Here is a 21,158-nt window from a genome sequence, read left to right as displayed (position 1 = left end):
ACTCGCGACACCTTTCGCGCTGCGAGCAATCGCCTGGCAACCTACCTGTGAGCGCTCCGAAGGTTTCGGGCTATGGACACCTGGGTGACACGTGTTAGAAATTTTAAGTCGGCAACAACGTCGGCAATCATGGTTGATACCAAGGGGTTTCACTTCATGAAGAAGATTCGTACGCTCAGCTTCGGCATCGTTCTCGCCGCCGGAATGGCCGTGTTCGGCACGGGCGTCGCCGCCGCCGAAGACGCGACCCCTCCTCCCGCCGCTACCCCCGAGGCCGGCGACGACGTCGCCACCGGTTCGGCCGACAGCCTGGCCGAGATCCTGAAGGCGCTGACCAGCGGTTCGGCAGCAGCGGAGGAAGAGCCGGTCGAGACCACCCCGACTGCCTGACCTACCAACTGACGGCGAGTGTCCCGCTGCGAGCGGAACACTCGCCGTTTCGGCTGTGGCATACCTTCTCGCCCGCTATGACAAGGGTGTCGGTGTCGACCGGGTGCTGTACGAAAAGGGGAGCATGTATGGGGCGCATGGTAGACATCGACTTCCATTTCGGGCAGCCCATTGCCGCCGGTGATCTACTGCAGTCGCTTCTGAATTCGGGGGTCTCGTTGATCGAGGATGGGGCAATCACGTTCCATCTGACCGATGACTTCGATTGGGAAACGCGACCTGCGGCCGATGTCGATGAGGTTCTCGGATATCTTGCTGTGCAGGCCGAAGCCGGTGAGACCGTCGGGGTTGAAGTGCATTTCGAGGGCTCGTCGCTCGGTGGGACATTGCTGGTTCCGGCGGAATCGACAGTCGTATATTTCATACTGTCCGCTGATCGGATGATGATCGATAACTTCGACTTCACCGATTTTAGTTGGTATCTGGCAAGAGTGATTCCGCCATTCAGTGAACATGGAATGACGGGTTTCGAGTGCCACGATTTCTATCCGAGATGAACAGTCCGCCTTATGGGGGAGTGCTGATCAGGCCGGAGGGGTATCGGGTCTTCGGGGAGCGAGTCGGAACGACCACTCCGGGGAGGCCGGTGGGGCTCGATCCAGCGCCGGTCGTATAGCCGATTTGTTGTATCTGCTAGCGGTTACCTCGAAATCGTTGTGCACCAGCAATAGTAAATAATCCGTGGGCGCAATCTGCGTTACGCTCCGCTGTTGCCTGTTCGCGTTCGGTACGGGCACTTGCGAGGTAAGGGGAAGGCGTGACTGCATCTGCGGATTTTCGGGCGGGGTGGCGGCGGGCGTTTACTTTGGCTCGGTTGATGACGGTGGCGGTGGAGTTGAATCCGGAGGGGGTTGGGGTTGTATTCGCTGATGGTGAAAGTACGCTCGGTCTTTTGAGTTATGCCGAGTTGGATCGGCGGTCGTCGCGGCTTGCTCGGGGTTTGATCGATCTCGGGGTGGGTCCGGGGAGTGTTGTCGCGGTGGGGATTCCGCGGTCGATCGAGGCGGTGGTGGCCGTGTGGGCGGTGGCCAAGGCGGGGGCCGGGTTTGTGGTGGTCGATCTGGGGGATTCGGCTGAGCGGGTCGCGCATATTCTGAGCGATTGCGCTGTCGCACTGGGTCTTACCGTTGAGTCGGAGCGTGGGTTGTTACCGGATCTGGTGCGGTGGAGGAGTTTGGAGTCGCTGGAGGGGATCGCGGCGTCTGATGATGAGTTGGATGACCAGATCATCAATGGTGATCGGGTGCGGCCGTTGCGGGTCGCGGATACGGCTTACGTCAGGTACGCGTCCGGTTCTGACGAGATGTCGAACGGTGTCGTAGTCGCTCACGCGGGGTTACGGGGTGTTTGTGAGCAGCTGTGCATTCAATATGGTGTCGAATCTGGTTCGCGCGTACTGCAATACGCGGATCCGTCGTCGGACGGGTTCATGGTGGAGCTGCTGCTTGCGCTGGGTTCGGGGGCGGCGATGGTGATCGCTGCGCCGGGGGTGGTGGGTTCCGATGAACTAGCGGCGCTGATGCGGCGAGAGCGGGTGACGCATCGGTTTCTGGGTTAGGCTGGCCGGTTGCCCGTTCGCGTTCGGTGCGGGTTCTTGTGACGTTCGAGGGTCAGCGTTCCCGCGCTTCAGGCCCCTCGGTCGGCGCAGACGAAAGAGGAGGAAGACCGATGCCAGAGATGTCGCTAGATCGACACGCGGAGATCGACATCGCGCTGGGGGGTGCGGTTTTGGTCGAGTTGTCCCGAAAAGATACTTCTGCCGAACTGTGTATCAGCGTGGGAGACGGCGGGCTCTATCAAGTTTCGTTGAAGTCTTCGCGTCAGCCGATCGTTTTTCCGTCCGATGACATCCTCACGCACGCCGGCCATCTGGTCGACTTGCACGAAGAATTCCTAACCAATCTGAGGCAGGTCCGATACTTCTACTCCAAACTGCCGAACGGCCAATGGGATATGAGGTCGGACTTCGAATATGGCCGCTCTGCGTAAACACCTGCCCGGTGGGGCTCGCGCACGCGCTGACCGTAGTCCGAGGCGGGCTGGTTCATCGTTGTGGAGAGTCCTGATGCTTGCGGTGACCGTCATGGTAATCGGGTGTTGCCTGTGGATCATGTGGGCTGATCTGACGGTCTTCGCAGATGGCAACACCCGCTTTTTCGCAGGTCTCTGTCTCGCGATACCTGTGATGGGGTGGGCAGTGCTGGCGATGGTCGGGAGCGCGAAGTATCCGGGATGGTGGCGATTGGGAGTGCTGGCACCCTTGTTCGTCACCTTGACGGTGGTGTTGACCTGGTTCGATGTGTTCGGTCGGATCGGGTGGGCGATGTCGCGTGGTGATATGGATCGTGCGGCTGCCGCCTGCCCCGCTCGGGTGAACTCGACCAGCTACATCGAAGGAGCGGTTGGCGTTTATCGCTTCTATGACATCGAGCGGCTACCTGATAGAGGGTGTCAATTTCGGTTGGCTCGGGATTATCAGGTGGTTCGCACTGGGTTCCTTTATCTCCCGAATGAGAAGCGCCGAAGAGGTGTGTATGGGCACACGTACTACGAGCCGCTCGGGGGAAACTGGTATTTCTACGAATTCAACGAGTAGCCATTCAGGTCGGCGGGGGTGTCGATGACGATGCCGTAGAGGTCGGAGATGGTGGCGAGGGCGCTGTGGTGGAGTTGGGTGGCGGGGACTTTGCCGAGGGGGCGGGTGGCGCAGGCGTTGGCGATGACGGTGGGGGTGTTGCCTCGGAGGAAGGCGCCCTCGGCGGTGAAGGTGACGCACATGTGGGTCATGAAGCCGGCGATGATGAGGTTGGAATTGCCTGCGGCGTCGATCAATTCGGCGAGGTCGGTGTCGATGAAGGCGTTGGGGACGGATTTCACGACGACGGGTTCGTCGGGGGTGGGGGCAACCTTGGGGTGGATCTGGCCGATTTCGGCGGTGATGTCGTAGGGGGTGTCTTTGCCGCCGTCGTTGACGACGTGGATGACGGGGGTGCCTGCGGCGCGGGCCGCGGCGAGGAGATCGGCGGCTGCTTCGAGGGCGGGTTGCCAGCCGGTCAGCTCCATGACGCCCTGGGTGTAGGTGTTCTGGTAGTCGACCAGGACGAGGGTGGAGTGGGCGAGAGTGGCGGGGGTCTGGTCGAAGCCGTTGAGTTCGCGCAGCGTTGTCGAGGTCATGATTTCACGGTATTCACCGGCCGAGATGTCGGCAATGTCATGTAACCTGCAGATTCGGACATGGAGGTGGTGGTGACCGATCGGCTGATTGTGATCGTGCTGTTCGACCAGGTGGATCTGCTGGATGTGACGGGGCCGCCTGAGGTTTTCTCGCTGCTGCAGCGGGAGATGGATGAGCCGACGGGGTATCGGGTGGTGTTGGCGGCGGAGTCGATGGACCCGGTGACCACGTCGGCGGGGGTGCGGATTCTGCCGGACGTGACGTTCGCCGAGGTGGGGCGAGTGGACACGGTGGTGGTGCCGGGGGCGGTGGCGACCGACAGTCAGCGGCGGGTCAGTGCGGTGGTCGATCCGGGGGTGGTCGCGGCGGTGTCGCGGTTGGCGCAGGGGGCTCGGCGGGTGGCTTCGGTGTGCGTTGGTGCGCATATTCTCGCGGCCGCGGGGTTGCTCGATGGGAAACGGGCGACCACGCATTGGTCGACTGCTCAGCAGTTGGCAGCCGAGCACCCAGCGGTCATCGTCGATGCCGACCCGATCTATATTCGCGACGAAAACGTTTGGACGGGTGCGGGACTCACGGCCTGCCTGGATCTCACGCTGGCATTGGTGGCCGACGATTTCGGGGACGAACTCGCGTTGCGGGTTGCTCGCCAGTTGGTGATGTATCTGAAAAGGCCGAGTGGGCAGAGTCAGTTCAGTGTGTCGCTCGAGCCGGTGTCGACCACGCGGCGGATCGAGGATCTGCGGCACTATATTTCGCGCAATATCGCGAGTCCGCTCACGGTCGCCGAATTGGCCGAGCAGGTTCATGTCAGCGAACGCCAACTCACGCGCATTTTTCGCACCGAACTCGGGATGACCCCCGCGGCTTATCTGGAGTCGGCGCGGGTGGAGGTGGCACGGCACCGACTGGAGTCGAGCGATGAAACGCTCCAAAGGATCGCTGCCGCTTCCGGTTTCAACACCGTCGACACCCTCACGCGCGCCTTTCGCCGCCAGCTCGACACCACCCCGAACGAGTACCGGTGCCGCTTCCGGATCGGGTGAGTCATTAGGATCTCGAGCTGGACAGTGTCGGCGATGGTTTGAGCAACAAGGGGTTTCGAGAATGGGTATCGCGGAGGAATGGCCGCTCGGGCCGGCGACGACGATGCTGTGGGGGATGACGAGGCTGTTGCAGCTGCTGGTGAGTGGCTCGGCGGCCTGAGAGTTTGTCTTGCCCCCCTTTCATTGGGCTGCCGGGTGGGGGTGTTGGGCTGTTAGACATCTTGTGCGGCGGAAATCCGTGGCAAATCTGAAGTATGAGGGGTTCACAATGGGCAAGATTCGTGTATTCGGTGTGGCGATGGTTGCGGCTGCGAGTGTCGCGGTGTTCGGCGGGGGTGTGGCGTCCGCTGAGGAGCCGAGCACCGGGTCGGCCGAGCTGCTCGAGCAGTTGAGCAGCGGGACGGGTGAGGCGGAGGACGTGGTCGAGGACGAGCCTTCGACCGGTTCCGCTGACGGTCTGGCCGCGCTGCTGGCGCTGCTGACCTCCGGGTCGGGTGAGACCGAGGAGGTGGCCGATGAGCCTGCCACCGGGTCGGCTGAGGGCCTCGATCTCGGTGCGCTGCTGAAGCAGCTCACCACCGGCACCGCCGAGGCCGAAACCGAGTAGAGCGAGCCTCGAGCTGCGGCACCCGTCGGATCGGCGGGTGCCGCGCTGCGTTCAGCGGGCGGGGATCAGGCGGTAGAGCCACCACGGGCGGCTGGGGAACGCGGGGTCGTAGATGCGCAGCATCATGCGGCGCTCGAGGCCGGTGCTGCGTTCGCGTACGCGCAGGTGGCGGCGGGCGATGTCCTGGGGGCGAATTTCGCTGGTCCACACCGGATCCCAGTCGGGGGACGCGCAGCACTGTTCGGTGATCGCGGCGATGCGCTGGGCGGGGGCGAGCGGGGCCAGCATGCGGAAGGCGTGGACGAGGAGTTGGGCTTCGGTGTGCCAGTCGAGGTAGACCTTTTTCGCCACGGGGTTGAGGAACATCCACTCGAGCATGTTCACGCCGGCGCCCAGGCCAGGGAAGAAGCGCTGGTAGTCGGCGTTCGCGGCGAGCATGTCCATGGTGGGGAAGCGGGCGAGGCAGGCGGGATGGGTGAGACTGGCCAGGTCGGCGAGGTCTTCGGCCGAGGGGGTACTGGGGGCGATGCCCGGTTCGACGGCAGGCAGGCCGAGGGTCAGGATGGGCTTGCGATACCACAGCGGCACATCGAGGCTGTCGAAAAGTCGTTGCAGCATCGCGGGATTCGGGACAAGTGCCCCGGATTCGATCTGGCTGATCAGCAGTGGCGCCAGCTGGGTACGGACGGCGAGCTCGGTGCGCGCGAGTCCGGCCGCCAACCTACGTTCGCGCAGATACACGCTGAGCGCGGTGCTGTCGCCCATCCCAACCCCCGAGCCTCACCCCAACCGACGGTAACTCTCAGGGTACGCCGGGTGGGTACCCGGACGGCGGGGAACCGCGAGCAGCGGTCCGGATGCTCACCGCATCGCACGCGAGCTGAGCGGGCATGTTCGCCCGGCGTTCATCTCACCAAGGTTGTCCGTAACCAGCCCGTGATAGGAATGGCCGAAACCACTTCGAAGGAGATTTTTTCATGGACGGCCTGATGTACTTCCTCACCACCCTCGCAGCCCTCTCCAGCGGCTCGGCCTAGAGACCGAAAAGCGGGCCGGAGCATGAATGCTCCAGCCCGCTTTTGCGTGGATCAGGTGAGAATCAACCTCAGAAGGCAGCCTCGTCCAGTTCCATGATGTCGTTGTCCAAGTTGGCGAGGATCGCGCGGGTGGCGGTCAGCTCGGGCAGGACGTTGCGGGCGAAGAACTGCGCCGAGGCGACCTTGCCGGTGTAGAAGGCGACGTCGGTGCCGGTGGCGCCGTTGTCGAGGGCGTTCAGCGCGATCTCGGCCTGGTTCAGCAGCATCCAGCCGATGAACAGGTCGCCGACCGACATCAGGAAGCGCACCGAACCCAGGCCGACCTTGTACAGCTCGGTCGGCTGCTCCTGGGCGCCCATCAGGTGGCCGGTCAGGGTGGCGGCCATGGTCTGCACGTCCTCGAGCGCGGTGGCGAGCAGCTTGCGCTCACCCTTGAGGCGCTCGTTGGCCGAGTCGGACTCCAGGAACTTCTGGATCTGGCCTGCCACGTGGGCCAGGGCCACACCGCGGTCACGCGCGATCTTGCGGAAGAAGAAGTCCTGCGCCTGGATGGCGGTGGTGCCCTCGTACAGCGAGTCGATCTTCGCGTCGCGGATGTACTGCTCGATCGGGTAGTCCTGCAGGAAGCCGGAGCCACCGAAGGTCTGCAGCGAATCGGTCAGGTACTGGTAGGCGCGCTCGGAACCGACACCCTTGACGATCGGGAGCAGCAGGTCGTTCACGCGGAACGCGACGTCCTTGTCGGCACCCGAGACGACCTCGGCGATTTCCGGGTTCTGGTGCGCGGCGGTGTAGAGGTAGACCGCGCGCAGGCCCTCGGCGTAGGCCTTCTGCATGGCCAGCGAACGACGCACGTCGGGGTGGTGGGTGATGGTCACGCGGGGCGCGGCCTTGTCGGTCATCTGGGTCAGGTCGGCACCCTGGACGCGGGACTTGGCGAACTCCAGCGCGTTCAGGTAACCGGTCGACAGGGTCGCGATGGCCTTGGTGCCCACCATCATTCGCGCGTTCTCGATCACGTCGAACATCTGGGCGATGCCGTTGTGCACCTCGCCGACGAGCCAGCCCTTGGCCGGGACGCCGTGGCCACCGAAGGTGACCTCACAGGTGGCCGAGGCCTTGATGCCCATCTTGTGCTCGACGTTGGTGACGAACACACCGTTGCGGTCACCGAAGGTCTGGGTCTCGAAGTCGAAGTGGGTCTTCGGGACGTAGAACAGCGACAGGCCCTTGGTGCCAGGTCCGGCGCCCTCGGGGCGAGCCAGCACCAGGTGCACGATGTTCTCGAACATGTCGTCGGAATCGGCCGAGGTGATGAAGCGCTTCACGCCCTCGATGTGCCAGGAGCCGTCTTCCTGCTTGATCGCCTTGGAGCGGCCAGCGCCCACGTCGGAACCGGCGTCGGGCTCGGTCAGCACCATGGTGCAGCCCCAGTTGCGCTCCGACATCGTCTGAGCCCACTTCTTCTGCTCATCGGTGCCGTTGTCGTAGAGCACCTGGCTGAAGGGGGCGCCTGCGGCGTACATCTGGACGGGCGGGTTGGCGCCGAGCACCATCTCCGACAGGGCCCACGCGATGGCGGCCGGGGCGCCGAGGCCGCCGAGCTCCTCGTTGATGCCGACCTTGGCCCACTCGCCGTCCTCGAACGCCTTGTAGGACTTCTTGAAGGAGGCGGGGATGGAGATGGTGTGGGTCTCCGGGTCGAACACCGGCGGGTTGCGGTCGGCGTCGGCGAACGACTCGGCGATCGGACCCTCGGCCAGGCGACGGATCTCGGAGAGCATTTCCTTGACGGTGTCGGTGTCCAGGTCGCCGAAGGCGCCTGCGTCGAGCACCTTGTCGATGCCGAGAACCTCGAAGAGGTTGAACTCGAGGTCGCGAACGTTTGCCTTGTAGTGGCCCATGTGAGTACTCACTCTCCATTGAGTTCTGGTGCGGTCGGTGGTGTGCCGTTCCCGCCCGTCGCCGGTTTTCCGCATGCTACTCGCGGGTAACTTATTGACCATATTACCGGTGGGTAATGCCTTCGGCAAAGGGGTGGGCGGCAATGTGATGTGAAAAACACGCGCGGCTGCGGAGGCGTTGCTCGCCGCGACCTCGGGGCTACCGTGAGATGTGCGCATCGAGACGACTGCAGGCCCGGCCGAGATCGAGCTCGACGAGGTGGCGGATCCGGCATTTCTGCTGGTGATCACGCACGGGGCCGGTGGCGGCGTCGATGCGAAAGACATTCTGGCCGTGCGGGATTCGGCCGTCGACGCTGGCGGTGCGGTAGCTCGGGTGGTGCAGCCCTATCGGGTTGCCGGGCAGCGGGCACCGGGGAACGCGGACAAGCAGGACGAGGCCTGGCTCGAGATCGTGGCGGCATTGAAGGACCGATTTGCCGGGGTGCCGATTGTTCAGGGGGGTCGCAGCAACGGGGCGCGGGTTGCTTGCCGGACGGCCGTGGCGGTCGGGGCGCGGGGGGTGATCGCGCTGTCGTTCCCGTTGCATCCGCCGGGCAAACCCGAGAAATCTCGGCGCGAGGAGCTGCTGGCGCCAGGGGAGATCGAGGTGGTGGTGATCAACGGGGGAAGCGACCCGTTCGGGGTGCCCGATGTCGCCGACGCCGCCGAAGTGCGGGTGATTCCGAAGCAGGCGCACTCGTTTCGCACCGGATTCGACGTGATCGCGGCGACGGTGACCCCCTGGTTCGCCCGCTGGAAGCTGGACGGCTGATCACCAGGCTTTCACGCAAACATCGAGTGGAACAAACCACCAGAGCCTGGTGATCTTGATCAGTCGGTGGGCTCGGGGAGGGGGCGTTCGGCGATGAGCAGGGAATCGATGGCGTCGGGGCCCTCAGTGGGGCGGAAGACCTCGTGGGCGACGGTGATGGTGATGTCGTCGCGGGTCAGGTCGGCGCGCAGGTCGTCGGGGGAGAAGAGGATCTGGGGTTCCTGGGGACCGCCGTAGCCGTCGGCGATGTTGCGGGTGGCGTGGCCGAGGATCAGCAGCATGCCGCCGGGGGCGAGCATGTTCGACAGCTGGTGCAGCAGGGTGCGGCGTTCGTCGGCGGGGAGGTGGACGAAGACCATCAGGATCAGCTCAAAGGGGCCGGTGACCTCGGCGGCTTCGAGATCTGTGATGTCGGCTGTGCGCCAGTCGACGCGGGAACGGACCGATCGCGACAGGCGTGCGGCGACGGTTCGGCCCTTGTCGATGCCGACCTGGGAGAAGTCGACGGCGGTGACCTGCCAGCCGTGGGTGGCGAGCCAGAGCGCGTGGCGGCCTTCGCCGCAGGCCAGGTCGAGCGCGCGGGGGAGCGGAGGCGCTACGCCCGATTCGTCGGGGAGCAGCGGAATTCTGCGATCGAGGCCGTAGACATGTTCGACAACGGTGCTGTTCGGCGGTGCGCCCCAAACCAATTCACTACGCGCGTATCGAGAGTCCCACTCCGCCGCATCCATGATGTCGAGTGTAGGGGGCTTGCTTACAGCGTGGTGCGCATCAATACGACGTTGTACTGGGTGTGGATGGTTGTCATGAAGTAGAGGTCGCGGCCGGTTTGGTACGGGAAGATCGACGGGGCGTAGGCGGTGGGGAGTTCGCGGGCGTCGATCAGGACCTCGGGGGCGCTCCACGGGCCTTCAGGGGAGGGCGAGCGGCGCATCACCACGGAGTTGAACGGGTCGGTGGTGAGGGAGATGAACTGGCCGAGGTACTCGTTGTACATCACCGAGAGCTCGCCGACGCCACCCATGATGGGGGCCGCCGCGTTCACATCGTTGAGCTTCCACGCGCCGCCGTCCCAGTATTCGTAGGCGGCCAGGTTCTCGATCTGGGCTTCGGGCACGCGGGCGACGAAGGCCTCGTTGTTGCGGCCTGCGCGGGTGCCGTACTCGTAGACGAAACCGCCGTCCTTCACGAAGCTGTTCATCTGGAAGTTGGCGTTGCCACCCTCGTCGGGGCGGCGGGTGTGGCCGAGATCGGCCCAGGTCTCGCCGTTGTCGGCCGAGGCGGCCAGGCCGGAGAAGCTGGTGGTCCACTCGCCGGGGGCGTCCCAGGTCTTCACCGACATCAGCGACATGTACTGCACGCCGTTGGCCGAGATGCCCGCGGTGGGGATGCGGCTGATCTCCAGGAACGGGATCTTGGGGCTGGGGATCAGGTCGCGCGCCTGGCCGACGACATCACGCACGACGCTGTCGAACATGATGCCGTCGGCGGGGTTCTTGTCGTGGGTGCGGACCAGGATGTTGGAGCGCCACGCCCAGGTACTGCCCGCGAGCAGGTTGGGGAAGCCGATGCCCGCGGTGTCGCCGAAGGCAGTGAGCATCTCGCCGCGACCGTTGTCCCACATGATGCCGAGGTCGGTGCCGAGGACGTTGTAGTTCTGGGTGTTGTTGGGGCTGGCCATGCCGGTGACCTGGAAGACCGCCTGCGTGCGCCCGTGCAGCACGGGCAGGCCGTTGGTGCCGTTGAGCACGGGAATCGGGTTGATGGCGTTCGGATTCGACACTGCGGGTGGCGCGGCGCTCACCAGCAAGGCCGTGGTACCTGCGAGTGCGGACAGCAGGATGGTTCCGGTCTTGTTCACAGGCGATGCAGCCTCCGGGTCGCGCCGAAAACGTGGCACGTTCCAGGCTTGGGTGTCACGCGCCGCTGTTCGACTTGGTCAGCGAATCGAAGCGATGCTAACAGCCGCTAACAGTGATCTGGGGTACATCCGTTCGGTATTCGGCATGAATTCCCAGGTCAATTGCTTGTCAGTCGCTACTACCCATGGCCTTACGCAGCAGTAACGGCAGTTGGGCCCATCGCTCGGCGGCGAAGGTGGCGCGCGAATCCCGTTGCCACGAACGGTTGAACAGGTGCTTGGCGGCGGCCACCGCGTTGCGGTCGCGGGTGGCGATGCGGTCGGCGAGGGCTCGCGCTGCCTTGACCGGGTCGTCGGCGACGTCGGTGATCAGGCCGATGCGCAGGGCGTAATCGGTGTCGATCTGCTCGGCTGTCATCGTCAGCAGCAGGGCCTGGTCGATGCCGATGAGCTGTGACAATGTGGCGGGGCCTGTCATGTCGGGAACCAGGCCGTGGGCGGCTTCCATCACCGAGAATTCGGCTGTGGGGGTGGCGATCCGGAAGTCGGCGGCCAAGGCGATCTGGAGGCCGCCACCGAAACAGCGGCCGTGGATCGCGGCGATCACCGGCACGTCGAGGCGGCGCCAGGCCCAGCAGGCTTCCTGGAAGGTATTGGTGCCGCGCAGGGGTCGGGGCAGGAATTCCTTGACGATAGCCACCGGGTTGCGAGTGGCGGCGGCGATGTCGAGGCCGCTGCTGAAACTCGGGCCGTTGCCGGAGATGATCACGGCGCGAGATGCCTTGTGGTCGTTGATCTTTTGGGCCGCGATGACCAGATCTTCGAGCATTTCGAGGGTGAGCCCGTTGTGTTTGCCGGGCCTGTTCAGCTCGACGTAGGCGAGGTTGTCGTCGAAGCGAACGGTGATGTGGTCTCCCATATCGCTATCTTACTCGCGAGTCAGTTCGAGTGAGTGGCCCCGTGGACGACGGTGCGGCATGATCCGAACGCGTCGCGTGTCGCATCGATGCGCGAAGGTATCGAGAGGATTTACCGAATGCGGATCTGTCTGATGGCCGCGGCGCTGCTCGCGCTGCCGGTGTTGTCGGCCTGCGGCAGCGACGACGACGCACCAGCGGTCACTCAGGCCGAGCTGTCGAAGTCGTTGCAGGACAAGGGCTTGAGCAACCCCGCGCTCGCCGACTGCGCGGCCGAGGTGTTCCTCGACTCGGGGATGTCGCAGAACGGGCTGCGGGTGATGGTGTCGAACGCGAAGTCCGACGACCCGGCCGAGTTGCTCGGCGAAGAGGACTCGTCCAAGGTTGCTGCCGCGCAGTCGAAGATCGCCTCCGACTGCGTGCGCATGGGCAGCTGACCAGCGCCTGTATCGATCGCCTCGATTCAAACCCTCGTCGTTTCCGTGCGCCGGTGTTGCACTGGAAGCGCCGACGACGAGGAGGAACCATGCAAGACAGGGACATCCGATGACGGTGACGGTCGTGGTCGGGAATCCGAAGCCCGCATCGCGCACGCTCGCCGCGGCGGTGCAGGTGGCGCGGGCTCTGCGCCCTGACGCCGAGCCGACGGTGATCGACCTGGTCACACTCGGGCCCGGGTTGCTCGGCTGGGGTGATCCGGCGGTGACGGCGGCCGCGCGCACTGTCGCGTCGTCCGAGCTGGTCGTGTTCGCGAGCCCGACCTTCAAGGCCACCTATACCGGGCTGCTGAAACTTTTCCTCGAACAGTTCGACGGTGGTACCGGGTTGGCCGGTGTGGTGACCGTGCCGGTGATGCTCGGTGCTGGTCCGACCCATGCCCTCGCGCCTGACCTGCTACTCAAGCCCGTGCTGGTGGAAATCGGTGGTACCGCCGCACTGCCCGGGCTGTATCTGTCCGATCGGACCTTCGGCGAGGACGGGGTGATCGAGGACTACGCGCGGCGATGGGGACCTGTCGTCGCGGCACTGACAGACCCGGCGGTCCGGCCGGTGGAGGCAACGAATCATGCATGAGCTCTTGGACTTTCCCGCCGACGGCAACGGCCTGCGCCGCGCCTTCGCCAACTTTCCCAGCGGTGTGGTGGCGGTGTGCGCCGAAATCGACGGTGTCCCAAACGGTTTGGCGGTGAGCACCTTCGTGCCGGTCTCACTCGACCCGCCGCTCGTCTCGTTCTGCGTGCAGAACTCGTCATCGACCTGGCCGAAACTCGCCGACGCGGGCCACCTCGGACTCAGCCTTCTCGGCACCGATCAGCAAGCAGCGGCCAAGGCCCTCGGCGCGCGCAACGGTGACCGCTTCCGCGAAACCGCCCTGCACCGGGGGACCGGCGAGGCGGTGTTCATCGACGGTGCGACCGCCTGGATCGAAGGGGTGCCGGAAACGCAGGTCAGCGCGGGTGACCATCTCGTGGTGATCCTGCGGGTGAACCGCGTCGCCGCCCGCGAGGACATCGATCCACTTGTGTTCCACGGCAGCAAGTTCCGCACGTTGCACTCGGGCTGATTCGGCCTCGGTCTGCGCGCATTCCGCGTAAAAGCAAGTGTTTCATCAGGTTTCGCGGAGGGGGCTCGATAACTCTGGTACCTGGGCGCCGTTTGTTTCTGTCCGCTCCAGTGAAGCCCCGCGCCATCAGCTCGGGTAACGCCAACCCTCGGGCATGCGGGTACCCAGTCGCGATATGTTGTGTCGGGGACTGCTGGTCGACCGAGCTTCGCGCCGGGCTCGGCGATCCCGGTGAACGCTCGAACCGGGGGACAAAGATGAACGAACAGACGGTCTATCCGGGTTCGCGCGCCAGTCGAATTCTGGCAGTTGTGTTGGGGCCGGTGGTCGGCGTGATCGGCGTCCTGTTCATGATGCTCGAGGAGTTCGTTGTCCTGGAGCGAATCGTCTTGGGTGGAGGCGTTCTTGTCGTGTCCACCGTGGGAACGGCCTCGGCGGTGATGGCGCTGGTTCGCAACAGGCCGGAGCTCGTACTCGACGCTGAAGGACTGCTGGCCCCACCTGCCAGGAAGATCCACTGGCATGAGGTGGCGGCCGTCCGGTTGCGCAAGAGCGGCACTTCCAACGCGGTCGAGATCATTCTGCACGAACTGGCGAGGCGAGAGACGAGGCAAAGGCCGCTCCAACGTGCGCTCCATTCGGGCTGGTCGACGGTAGGCGACCGAAAGGCATTGATATTGTCGCCGATTCGGCTTCATCCCTACTCGACCGAGGCTGTCGTCATCGAGATGCTGCACTATCACCCGAGCCTGCACGTGGCAGCCCCCGAAACGCGGTAGTTGTCGTGCGTGGCACGGGAGCCATGCGAACGTGCTCGGGCAAGATCGCTGAAACGACAAAACCCCCAGGATGACCTGGGGGTTTTGTGCTCGAGCCGATGACGGGAATCGAACCCGCGCCATCTGCTTGGGAAGCAGAAGTTCTACCATTGAACTACATCGGCTTGGCCGGATTGCATCGGCCGGGTGCGCCATATCTGGTGCGAAGGCGACTCTATCAGAACTCGCGTGGGGCGATGCAAGTGTTGGTGGGTGTGGGCAGGTGGGGGGGTGTCGTGGGGAGGATCGGCGGCGGTTTGTCGGTGGGGGGATCTAGAGTGCGGGCAGCGGGTTTCGCACATTTTCGTCAGCGTTCGTCGTGCGGGATTCGGCCATGCCGTGTTCTTGCGGCGCAACTAGTTCTCCGGCTCGAAGGTTCGGCTCGGTGGGTTGGGTCGGTGGCCGGAACGGCGAAAGGCTGACTTGATGAAGAGGGTTCTGTTCGTTTCGGTGATCGCGGCGTTGACGGTGCTGGGGGCGGGGTGCTCGGATGATTCCGGGTCGAAGACCGGGACCACCAGCAAGACGACGACTACCACCACCAGTGCGAAGCCGACGACGACCACGGTTGCCCATGATCCTGGGCATGGGGATCCGGGGCATGTGCACACGACGGCGCCGGCTCCGGGGCCGAACATGATGCCGAATCCGAATGGGGACGGGACGTGGGTGCCGTGTGAGGGGACGATCTGCACGAACCCGAATCATGGCGGCGGCGACCCGACGACGACGCCGCCGAACATGATGCCGAATCCGAACGGGGACGGGACCTGGGTGCCGTGTGAGGGGACGATCTGTACCAATCCGAATCACGGTGGTGGCGACAATCCGACCGTGACCGAGACCTCCGAGGTGGGGACGCCGGTGCAGCCGACGGTGACCAGTGACGTGGGGGAGCCGGTGCGGCCCACGCAGTAGGTCGGTGCCGTTCGGGGGGCGTCCTCGAGGGGTGGGGGCGTCCTACCTGCGGTGTCGGCTGCCTACACTGGGCCCGTGCTGCTCTCCGATCGTGACATCAGGGCCGAGATCGCCGCTGGGCGGCTCGGTGTCGAACCGATGCTCGAGTCGATGGTTCAGCCGTCGAGCATCGACGTGCGACTCGACGGGCTGTTCCGGGTGTTCGACAACAGTCGCTACACCCATATCGACCCGGCGCAGCAGCAGGACGAGCTGACGAGCCTGGTGGAGCCGAAGCCGGGGGAGCCGTTCGTGCTGCATCCGGGGGAGTTCGTGCTCGGGTCCACGCTCGAGGTGTGCTCGCTGCCCGACGATCTGGCGGGGCGGCTGGAGGGCAAGTCGAGTCTGGGGCGGCTCGGGCTGCTCACGCATTCGACGGCGGGGTTCATCGATCCGGGGTTCAGTGGGCACATCACCCTGGAGCTGTCGAACGTGGCGAATCTGCCGATCACGCTGTGGCCGGGGATGAAGATCGGGCAGCTGTGCCTGATCCGGCTGTCGAGCCCGGCCGAGCACCCGTACGGCAGCGCCAAGGCGGGGTCGAAATATCAGGGTCAGCGGGGGCCGACGCCGTCGCGGTCGTACCTCAACTTTCCCCTCTCGCCCGATTCGCTGAGCGCGGTCGAGACCCGCTGAGGGCCTGACGCCAGCGCCAGACGCAGCACCAGCGACAACGCGGGCAGGGTGTCGCCACCGCCGGACGGCGGGCGTACCCAGTGACAGCCCTCGCGACTCCAGCGGCCGAGGTTCGTCGGCAGCATCACCGCACTTCCGGTGCCGGGGATATCGATATCGAGCCCCGCGAGCTCGGCGGCCTCTTCCTCGGAGGGCCTGGCGTCGGGTACGGCGAGCACACTCCAGCGGATCTGGCGCGCCAGCACCGGACCCTCGCAGCGTTGCTCGCGCAGCACCGTGAGCACCTTCTCGGCACGCGTGGTGGGCAGGTGCACCACGCAGAGCCGGTCGGTGATCGGCAGCATCACAAAGCCGCCGCGCTCGCGGACGGGTAGCCGGAATTCACGCTGGTAACACCGCACCCAGTCGTCGACAGTTCTGGCTTCCACACTTCCAGAGTCCCGTACGCGAGCGCGCGTGACCACTGCCCCGCACCGCCCTTTCGCTGCCTCTGATAGACGATTGTGGCGAATTGTGGTGTGTCTCACTGCAACCTCGTACCCTGGAGGAATGTTGTCCGTCAGATGAGGTGACGCCGTGGTCGGGGAGTGGACAGGCAGAGAGGCCAGAGCTCTACGTGATGCCAAACGCATGAGCATCCGGGAGTTCGCGGCTCATCTCGGTGTGCACGAACGGCTGGTGTCGAAGTGGGAGGCGGGCGGGGTGCGGGTTCGCCCGCGTCCGGTGAACCAGGCCGCGCTCGACACGTCGCTGGCTCGTTCCGATGATGTTGTGCGTGCGCGGTTTTCGACCCTGCTGGCGCCCGCGGGTGATGCCGACCTGCTCGCGTTCGTCGATGCGGGAACTGTCAAAGGTGCTGTGCCCGAGGTGTTGTCGGAGAGGGAGTTGATCATGGCGGCTGCGCACGAGGCCAGCGAACACGCGGCCGCCGCGGAGGGCACCAATGTGGGGGCCACGACGTTGGCCCAGCTCGACGCCGACGTGCGGCGCATCGCCAACGAATACGTCCACGCCGCACCGGCGCCCATGATGGTGGAGATGTTGCGGGTGCGCCGACGGGTGTACCGACTACTCGACGGGCAGCAGAAGCCGGTCGACACCAGCCACCTATATCTGCTGGCCGGGACGTTGTCGGGGCTGCTGGCCAACGCGAGCACCGACCTCGGCTACCTCGACGCCGCGGGCGAACAGATCAGGGCCGCTTGGGCTTACGCGGAACTGAGCGGGCACAACGGGTTACGCGCGTGGACGCGCGGCATGCACGCGCTGATCGAGAACTGGTCGGACCGGCCACGCAACGCGGTCCAATTGGCCCGCAGCGGACAGGAATTCGCAGGCTCGGGGCTCGGGCGGGTGCGGCTGCTCAATATCGAAGCCAGAGTGTGGGCCCGGCTGGGCAGCGACGTCGAGACCGACCGGTGCCTGCGCGCGGCCGAAGTGGCGGCCGGTGACCGGCGCGACGAACTACACGACGAGATCGGCGGAGTGTTCGGGTTCGGTCCGCCCAAGGCCGCCTACTACGCGGGCGCCACCTGCATCCAGCTCGGCCGCGCCGAACAGGCACTCGCCGCCACCGAACGCGCCATCACCCTCTACTCGAGCGGGCCGCCGCTGCAACGCTCCTACGGCGCCGAATCGCTGGCCCGCGTCGACAACGCGGCCGCCCACCTCATCAACGGCAGCATCGACGGCGCCGCCGACGCCCTTCGCCCGGTCCTCGATCTTCCCGAGGACAAACGCATCGCCCAGCTGAGCGAACGCCTCGTGGGGTTGCGTCGCCGCATCGCCGCCCCGACGTATCGCGACGCTGTCGAAGCGCGTGGACTGGACGAGCGCATCGAGGAATTCTGCGTGGCAACCGCGGCATTGGCCAGTCACCCACGCCCGTAGGTGTTCGGCCGATCACGCCCCGGCAGCGTGCTGGGTGACCCGATCCGCAGCCCCGCGACCGCCCGCCCCCGCGCCGAGTAACACCTGGTCACGCATGCATATGGGTAACTCGCAGGGGACGAGCCAACTGACTCACCACCTTGCCGCCGGCCGCGAACACACGCCAGACCGCGCCTGGGTCTGGCGTAAAGACGCGCAGAGGCGGAGCAGGCCGTAATTCCCCTTGCCGGGGATGGCACGATGGATCGCGTGAGTCCTCAATCGCCGCATGTGCCCCCGCGCGTTCTCGAGCAGTCGACCAAGCTGCAGAACGTGGTCTACGAGATTCGTGGGCCGGTTCATGCGCAGGCAGCACGGCTGGAGGCCGAGGGGCACCGGATTCTCAAGCTCAACATCGGCAACCCGGCTCCGTTCGGGTTCGAGGCGCCCGATGTGATCATGCGCGACATCATCGCCGCGCTGCCGTATGCGCAGGGGTATTCGGAGTCCAAGGGGATTCTGTCGGCTCGGCGCGCGATCGTGACCCGGTACGAGCTGGTGCCGGGGTTCCCCGAGCTCGATGTGGACGACGTCTACCTCGGCAACGGGGTGTCCGAGCTGATCACCGTCACCATGCAGGCGCTGCTCGACAACGGTGACGAGGTGCTGATCCCGGCCCCGGACTACCCGCTGTGGACGGCCATGACCAGCCTCGCCGGCGGTACCCCGGTGCACTACCTGTGCGACGAGGAGAACGGCTGGCAGCCCGATATCGCCGATATCGAATCGAAGATCACCGACAAGACCAAGGCTCTGCTGGTGATCAACCCGAACAATCCGACGGGTGCGGTGTACTCGGCGGAGGTGTTGCAGCAGATCGTCGACCTGGCGCGCAAGCACCGGTTGCTGCTGCTGGCCGACGAGATCTACGACAAGATCCTCTACGACGACGCCAAGCACATCTCGCTGGCCTCGCTCGCCCCCGATCTGCTGTGCCTGACGTTCAACGGGCTGTCGAAGGCGTATCGGGTGGCCGGTTACCGCTCGGGGTGGCTCGCCATCACCGGGCCGAAGGAGCACGCGGCCGGGTTCCTCGAGGGCATCGATCTGCTGGCGTCCTCGCGACTGTGCCCGAACGTGCCCGCGCAGCACGCCATTCAGGTGGCGCTCGGTGGGCATCAGAGCATCGACGATCTGATCCTGCCCGGCGGGCGGCTGCTCGAGCAGCGCGATGTGGCCTACGAGCGGCTCAACATGATCCCGGGTGTGTCGGTTGTGAAGCCGCGTGGCGCGCTGTACGCGTTCCCCCGGCTGGATCCGAACGTGCACGAGATCCACGACGACGGCAAGCTCGTGCTGGATCTGCTGCTGCAGGAGAAGATCCTGATGGTGCAGGGGACCGGGTTCAACTGGCCCGCCAACGACCATCTGCGGATCGTGACGCTGCCGTGGGCGCGGGATCTGGCCGTGGCGATCGAGCGGTTCGGCAACTTCCTCGCCAGCTACCGCCAGTAAAGTTACAGTGAGTGTTCACCTGTCACGGCCCTGACCAGTGAGTTCTGGGGCTCTAGGCAGGATGGGCATCCTGGTATGCCAGGAGAAACAGACCTTGAGTTCGGAATCTTGGATGTTTTGAAGATCTACTAGTGCAAAAGTCCATCTTTTGTGTACAGTAGACCTCGGCGCTTCGGCGCCCTGGCCCGGTTGTCTACCCCCCCTGGACAACCGAGAGCCTTAGGTATGCGCGCCTACCCCCCTGGGCGCCTGCCTCCGGCGGCGGAGACACCCCCCTGCTCTCCGCCGCCCACAAACCACCTCCCCGGGTACTAGGCCAGACCTAGGACCCGGGGAGTTTTTTGTGACCCCAGATCACGCACGAACATGGGTAACTCGTCGGGCACGGGGTGGCTGAGCCAACGACTCTCCGCCGTTCGCCATCGCAGGCCTCCAAGCGCCTGAGTCTGGCCAAGAAACGCGGAGAGGCGGGGGCGTGCGAAGTGATATTGAAAACCAGGTCCCTTAAGCTCTGGGCGTGAGCGATCATCATCACCATCACGACCATTCCGGGCCCATCGCCATCAGTGACACGGCTGCCAAGGTTGTTGTCTGGCTGTTGGGGATCATCGGGGCGGTGGTGCTGGTCGCGACGGTGATTCTGTGGCCGAGTGCCCAGCACGTCGAGATCCCGTTGCCGATGCAGACCATGACCGGTGGGGCGGTGCAGACCGAGGCGGGGACCGTGGTCATGCAGGACGTCGGGCCCTGCGGGAGTCCGTCGATGGGCAAGGCGTTCGCGCAGACGCCGGAACCGCCGCGCACCGCCGCCTACACCTGTCAGCGCAGCATCATCGATATTCGATCGGGGCCCGACGAGGGCAAGAAGACGCTGTTCGAGATCGCGCCGGGGCCGGGACAGCCGGATCTGCGGGCAGGCGACGACATTCGGATGGTGCGGGCCGCTGACCCGTCGGGGATCACCCTGTACGGGTTCGAGGACTACTCGCGCGGGCTGCCGTTGCTGGTGATCGTGCTGTTGTTCGTGGTGGTGATCTGTGTGGTCGCGCGGTGGCGGGGGTTCCGGGCGCTGGTGGGGTTGTGCTTCGCGTTCGGGGTGGTGGTGATGTTCCTGCTGCCCGCGCTGCTCGACGGGAAGGCCGCGATTCCGGTCGCGCTGGTGTCGGGGGCGCTGATTCTCTACGTGGTGCTCTATCTCGCGCACGGGGTGAATCTGCGGACCAGCTCGGCGTTGCTCGGGACGCTCGCGTCGATGGTGTTGGCGGCGGTGCTGTCGTGGGTGGCGATCGAAGTCACGCATCTGACGGGGCTGTCCGAGGAACAGAACACCAACGTGGCCACCTACATTCAGCACGTCAGCATCACCGGGCTGCTGCTGGCGGGGTTCATCATCGGCTCGCTCGGTGTGCTCAACGATGTGACGATCACGCAGGCGTCGGCGGCCTTCGAACTCGCCGCGCTGGATGAGGGCGCGACGCGGCGGGAGATCTTCACCGCGGCCATGCGCGTCGGGCGCGACCACATCGCCAGTACCGTCTACACGCTCGTGCTCGCCTACGCCGGTGGGGCGCTGCCGCTGCTGCTGCTGTTCAGTGTGGCGGGGCGGTCGATCACCGACGTGCTCACCGGGGATGCGGTGGCAATCGAGATCACGCGGTCGGCGGTGGGTGGTATCGCGCTGGCGCTGTCGGTGCCGTTGACGACGGGGATCGCGGTGATGTTGGCGCGGCCGTTCGGTGGGAAGGCTGCCGCCGCGCCCGCACGGGCCAGGCACGCTCGGAACTGAAACCTGTTCGGGTGTCTGAACTCGGGGGTTCGAGTAGTCCTGGATCGGGTTGGTGTGGCAAGGCTTCGGGGGTGAGCAGTCCCGGGTGGTTTGGGGCTGTGTTTGTTGGAGCGCTGGCGCGCTCGAGTCGCGGCCCCGAGGGGCCGCCGGGTAACCCACAGGAAAAACCCCCGCCGGGCCATCCCCAAAAACGCGAAACCGG

The 21,158-nt window shown here is 65.2% G+C and carries 24 protein-coding genes and 1 tRNA gene; 17 read left to right on the top strand and 8 right to left on the bottom strand.

Annotation, left to right across the window (positions count from 1 at the left end):
- Positions 1 to 156: 156 nt before the first annotated feature.
- From ACFW6D_RS28875 to ACFW6D_RS28855, 5 genes are all read left to right on the top strand, one after another.
- Positions 157 to 390 carry a hypothetical protein gene (locus ACFW6D_RS28875; RefSeq protein WP_379333278.1) on the top strand — a complete coding sequence of 78 codons (234 nt, stop codon included), beginning with the start codon at positions 157 to 159 and terminating at the stop codon, positions 388 to 390.
- Positions 391 to 518: 128 nt separating this feature from the next.
- Entirely contained in the window at positions 519 to 947 is a 429-nt protein-coding gene (locus ACFW6D_RS28870) for a hypothetical protein (protein ID WP_379333276.1), read from the top strand.
- A gap of 260 nt (positions 948 to 1,207) precedes the next feature.
- A complete protein-coding gene (locus ACFW6D_RS28865; protein WP_379333275.1) occupies positions 1,208 to 2,008 on the top strand; it encodes an AMP-binding protein in 801 nt (266 codons plus the stop codon).
- A gap of 110 nt (positions 2,009 to 2,118) precedes the next feature.
- Positions 2,119 to 2,439, top strand: coding sequence for a hypothetical protein (locus tag ACFW6D_RS28860; RefSeq protein WP_379333273.1), 321 nt, complete (start codon positions 2,119 to 2,121; stop codon positions 2,437 to 2,439).
- 76 nt (positions 2,440 to 2,515) lie between these two features.
- Complete coding sequence (locus ACFW6D_RS28855; RefSeq protein WP_379333272.1) at positions 2,516 to 3,046, top strand: hypothetical protein; 531 nt, start codon at positions 2,516 to 2,518, stop codon at positions 3,044 to 3,046.
- Here ACFW6D_RS28855 and ACFW6D_RS28850 read toward each other — a convergent pair.
- Positions 3,028 to 3,624 (bottom strand): isochorismatase family protein, encoded by a 597-nt coding sequence (locus tag ACFW6D_RS28850; RefSeq protein ID WP_379333270.1) that lies wholly within the window; start codon positions 3,622 to 3,624, stop codon positions 3,028 to 3,030. The genes ACFW6D_RS28855 and ACFW6D_RS28850 overlap by 19 nt on opposite strands.
- Before the next feature lie 72 nt (positions 3,625 to 3,696).
- Between ACFW6D_RS28850 and ACFW6D_RS28845 the strand changes: the two genes are divergently transcribed.
- Together ACFW6D_RS28845 and ACFW6D_RS28840 are read left to right on the top strand one after the other, a co-directional pair.
- Positions 3,697 to 4,671, top strand: coding sequence for a GlxA family transcriptional regulator (locus ACFW6D_RS28845; protein ID WP_379333268.1), 975 nt, complete (start codon positions 3,697 to 3,699; stop codon positions 4,669 to 4,671).
- 268 nt (positions 4,672 to 4,939) lie between these two features.
- Entirely contained in the window at positions 4,940 to 5,278 is a 339-nt protein-coding gene (locus tag ACFW6D_RS28840; protein ID WP_379333266.1) for a hypothetical protein, read from the top strand.
- A 51-nt stretch (positions 5,279 to 5,329) separates the two neighbouring features.
- On the opposite strand, the gene ACFW6D_RS28835 is transcribed toward ACFW6D_RS28840, so the two are convergent.
- On the bottom strand, positions 5,330 to 6,043 hold the full coding sequence (locus ACFW6D_RS28835; RefSeq protein WP_379333264.1) for a helix-turn-helix domain-containing protein: 714 nt from the start codon (positions 6,041 to 6,043) through the stop codon (positions 5,330 to 5,332).
- Positions 6,044 to 6,383: 340 nt separating this feature from the next.
- Positions 6,384 to 8,219: an acyl-CoA dehydrogenase gene (locus ACFW6D_RS28830; RefSeq protein WP_379333309.1), complete on the bottom strand. Its 1,836-nt coding sequence runs from the start codon at positions 8,217 to 8,219 to the stop codon at positions 6,384 to 6,386.
- 211 nt (positions 8,220 to 8,430) lie between these two features.
- Here ACFW6D_RS28830 and ACFW6D_RS28825 point away from each other — a divergent pair, with 211 nt between their 5' ends.
- Entirely contained in the window at positions 8,431 to 9,033 is a 603-nt protein-coding gene (locus tag ACFW6D_RS28825) for an alpha/beta family hydrolase (RefSeq protein WP_379333262.1), read from the top strand.
- Between the two features lie 59 nt (positions 9,034 to 9,092).
- On the opposite strand, the gene ACFW6D_RS28820 is transcribed toward ACFW6D_RS28825, so the two are convergent.
- The 3 genes from ACFW6D_RS28820 to ACFW6D_RS28810 all read right to left on the bottom strand — a co-directional run bounded on the left by ACFW6D_RS28820 (position 9,093) and on the right by ACFW6D_RS28810 (position 11,813).
- The gene (locus ACFW6D_RS28820) at positions 9,093 to 9,764 is read right to left on the bottom strand and encodes a class I SAM-dependent methyltransferase (protein ID WP_379333260.1); all 672 of its coding nucleotides are present in this window, start codon (positions 9,762 to 9,764) and stop codon (positions 9,093 to 9,095) included.
- Between the two features lie 23 nt (positions 9,765 to 9,787).
- Positions 9,788 to 10,894 (bottom strand): DUF4185 domain-containing protein, encoded by a 1,107-nt coding sequence (locus ACFW6D_RS28815; RefSeq protein ID WP_379333258.1) that lies wholly within the window; start codon positions 10,892 to 10,894, stop codon positions 9,788 to 9,790.
- Between the two features lie 169 nt (positions 10,895 to 11,063).
- The gene (locus ACFW6D_RS28810) at positions 11,064 to 11,813 is read right to left on the bottom strand and encodes a crotonase/enoyl-CoA hydratase family protein (RefSeq protein ID WP_379333256.1); all 750 of its coding nucleotides are present in this window, start codon (positions 11,811 to 11,813) and stop codon (positions 11,064 to 11,066) included.
- Between the two features lie 117 nt (positions 11,814 to 11,930).
- On the opposite strand from ACFW6D_RS28810, the gene ACFW6D_RS28805 reads away from it, so the two are divergent.
- From ACFW6D_RS28805 to ACFW6D_RS28790, 4 genes are all read left to right on the top strand, one after another.
- Positions 11,931 to 12,248: a hypothetical protein gene (locus ACFW6D_RS28805; RefSeq protein ID WP_379333255.1), complete on the top strand. Its 318-nt coding sequence runs from the start codon at positions 11,931 to 11,933 to the stop codon at positions 12,246 to 12,248.
- A gap of 109 nt (positions 12,249 to 12,357) precedes the next feature.
- Positions 12,358 to 12,885, top strand: coding sequence for an NADPH-dependent FMN reductase (locus ACFW6D_RS28800; protein WP_379333253.1), 528 nt, complete (start codon positions 12,358 to 12,360; stop codon positions 12,883 to 12,885).
- Entirely contained in the window at positions 12,878 to 13,375 is a 498-nt protein-coding gene (locus ACFW6D_RS28795) for a flavin reductase family protein (protein WP_379333251.1), read from the top strand. The genes ACFW6D_RS28800 and ACFW6D_RS28795 overlap by 8 nt, the downstream gene beginning before the upstream one ends.
- Before the next feature lie 257 nt (positions 13,376 to 13,632).
- Positions 13,633 to 14,154 carry a hypothetical protein gene (locus ACFW6D_RS28790; protein ID WP_379333249.1) on the top strand — a complete coding sequence of 174 codons (522 nt, stop codon included), beginning with the start codon at positions 13,633 to 13,635 and terminating at the stop codon, positions 14,152 to 14,154.
- Positions 14,155 to 14,247: 93 nt separating this feature from the next.
- Here the strand turns inward: ACFW6D_RS28790 and ACFW6D_RS28785 are convergent.
- Positions 14,248 to 14,318 (bottom strand) — tRNA-Gly (locus ACFW6D_RS28785).
- 301 nt (positions 14,319 to 14,619) lie between these two features.
- Between ACFW6D_RS28785 and ACFW6D_RS28780 the strand changes: the two genes are divergently transcribed.
- Together ACFW6D_RS28780 and dcd are read left to right on the top strand one after the other, a co-directional pair.
- A complete protein-coding gene (locus tag ACFW6D_RS28780; RefSeq protein ID WP_379333248.1) occupies positions 14,620 to 15,111 on the top strand; it encodes a hypothetical protein in 492 nt (163 codons plus the stop codon).
- Between the two features lie 75 nt (positions 15,112 to 15,186).
- Positions 15,187 to 15,786: a dCTP deaminase gene (dcd, locus tag ACFW6D_RS28775; RefSeq protein WP_067455312.1), complete on the top strand. Its 600-nt coding sequence runs from the start codon at positions 15,187 to 15,189 to the stop codon at positions 15,784 to 15,786.
- On the opposite strand, the gene ACFW6D_RS28770 is transcribed toward dcd, so the two are convergent.
- Positions 15,705 to 16,214 carry a hypothetical protein gene (locus ACFW6D_RS28770; protein ID WP_379333247.1) on the bottom strand — a complete coding sequence of 170 codons (510 nt, stop codon included), beginning with the start codon at positions 16,212 to 16,214 and terminating at the stop codon, positions 15,705 to 15,707. The genes dcd and ACFW6D_RS28770 overlap by 82 nt on opposite strands.
- Positions 16,215 to 16,416: 202 nt before the next feature.
- Between ACFW6D_RS28770 and ACFW6D_RS28765 the strand changes: the two genes are divergently transcribed.
- The 3 genes from ACFW6D_RS28765 to ACFW6D_RS28755 all read left to right on the top strand — a co-directional run bounded on the left by ACFW6D_RS28765 (position 16,417) and on the right by ACFW6D_RS28755 (position 20,956).
- On the top strand, positions 16,417 to 17,676 hold the full coding sequence (locus ACFW6D_RS28765; protein WP_379333246.1) for a helix-turn-helix domain-containing protein: 1,260 nt from the start codon (positions 16,417 to 16,419) through the stop codon (positions 17,674 to 17,676).
- A 240-nt stretch (positions 17,677 to 17,916) separates the two neighbouring features.
- On the top strand, positions 17,917 to 19,170 hold the full coding sequence (locus ACFW6D_RS28760; protein ID WP_379333244.1) for a pyridoxal phosphate-dependent aminotransferase: 1,254 nt from the start codon (positions 17,917 to 17,919) through the stop codon (positions 19,168 to 19,170).
- A 517-nt stretch (positions 19,171 to 19,687) separates the two neighbouring features.
- Positions 19,688 to 20,956: a YibE/F family protein gene (locus ACFW6D_RS28755; RefSeq protein ID WP_379333242.1), complete on the top strand. Its 1,269-nt coding sequence runs from the start codon at positions 19,688 to 19,690 to the stop codon at positions 20,954 to 20,956.
- Positions 20,957 to 21,158 lie beyond the last annotated feature (202 nt).

The organism is Nocardia sp. NPDC058705, assembly GCF_042749305.1.
GTDB lineage: Bacteria > Actinomycetota > Actinomycetes > Mycobacteriales > Mycobacteriaceae > Nocardia.
This window is presented reverse-complemented; position numbering and strand designations above follow the sequence as displayed.